Origin of the sequence: Acidovorax facilis (assembly GCF_023913775.1) — a bacterium.
GTDB classification, from domain to species: domain Bacteria; phylum Pseudomonadota; class Gammaproteobacteria; order Burkholderiales; family Burkholderiaceae_C; genus Acidovorax; species Acidovorax facilis.
On record NZ_JAMXAX010000291.1, the window covers coordinates 1 to 1,231 of the forward strand.

Genomic DNA, 1,231 nt, shown 5'->3' on the forward strand with positions numbered 1-1,231 from the left:
TCGGGTGGGTTTGCGCGAATGCTCGAATCCGTTGTCTTGATCTGCGGCCATTGCCAAGGTCTGCTGCTTCATCTGCGGATAACGTTTGACCCCTCTCAATGGTGGACCTTAATCAGCGTTGCCCTAAACCTTGACCTCTGAGGTAATCGCCAAGCGGAGCGCCTTTTTCTACAGTGGTCCTCGCGGGTCGGTTGCCAGCGTAAAGCGGCATTCAAGACGCGCGCTGCGTCTGTGCATACACACCGAAACCGCAGCCAACCAACTCACTGAGAGACCAGAAAGGAGCCCCAGTTATGTCTGCCTATGCCGTTGGCCTGTTGAGCAATCTGCAATTCGGCCCCGATATCGTCACCTACCTGCAGCGCATCGACGCGACCCTCACGCCTTATGGCGGGGCCTTCCTCGTGCATGGCACCCGGGCAGAGGTCAAGGAAGGCGTGTTCGATGGGGACTGCATCATCATCAGCTTCCCGGCCATGGAGCAGGCGCGCGCCTGGTACGAATCGCCAGCCTATGCCGAGCTGATTCCACTGCGTGCGCAGCACGCGCAATCCACGGTGTTTCTGCTGGATGGGGTGGCGGAACCGAACTACCGCGCAGAGTCCTTGCTGGCCAAGCTGGGGGTCAAGGCCTGAATACTCCTCCGGGCACAGACACGGGCCCCGGGGCTACACCGTCACCGACGCCCCCGTCGCATAAAACTGCCCACCCGCCACGTAGTGCAGCGTGCGCAGCGCATCGGGCGCGGTGTCGAACTCCCAGTGCCCGTGGCGGAACACGCGCTCGTCCGCCCAGGCGGCCACTACTTCGCCGATAAACAGGTCGTAGGTCTGCTGGTTGTGGGGCTCGGGGATGACGCGGCACAGCAGCCAGGCGGCGCAGCCCTGTACCAGCGGGGTGGCATGGCCAGGGGCGTGGAACAGCTCCACGCCGTGCTGCTGCAGTTTGTGGGGGTGGGTCTTGGCGCTGTCGGTGCCAAGGGCTACGGTCATCGCCGCCATGGGCAGGGTGGGCAACTGCAATGCGAACTCGCCACTGGCTTCGACCAGCTCGCGCGTGCGTGTCGCTTTGTCGAGCACCACCGTCACCTTGGGCGGTGCAAAGTCCAGCGCACAGGCCCACGATGCAGCCATCACGTTGTGCTGGCCCGCATGCTCTGCCGACACCAGCACCGTGGGGCCGTGGTTGAGCAGGCGGTAGGCCTTGTCGAGGGGGACAGGGGCGATGTGGG

At 63.7% G+C, this 1,231-nt stretch carries 2 protein-coding genes; one reads left to right on the forward strand and one right to left on the reverse strand.

Annotated features, from left to right (window positions below):
* The first annotated feature begins 293 nt into the window (after nt 1-293).
* The gene (locus NFX52_RS30220) at nt 294-635 is read left to right on the forward strand and encodes a DUF1330 domain-containing protein (protein ID WP_055400741.1); all 342 of its coding nucleotides are present in this window, start codon (nt 294-296) and stop codon (nt 633-635) included.
* A 33-nt stretch (nt 636-668) separates the two neighbouring features.
* Here NFX52_RS30220 and NFX52_RS30225 read toward each other — a convergent pair.
* The coding region (locus NFX52_RS30225) for a flavin reductase family protein (protein WP_289781648.1) at nt 669-1,231 on the reverse strand (563 nt) is incomplete at its 5' end.

Coding starts and splice junctions, on each gene's coding strand:
- NFX52_RS30220 (WP_055400741.1), top strand. CDS start 294: ATGTCTGCCTATGCCGTTGGCCTGTTGAGCAATCTGCAATTCGGCCCC.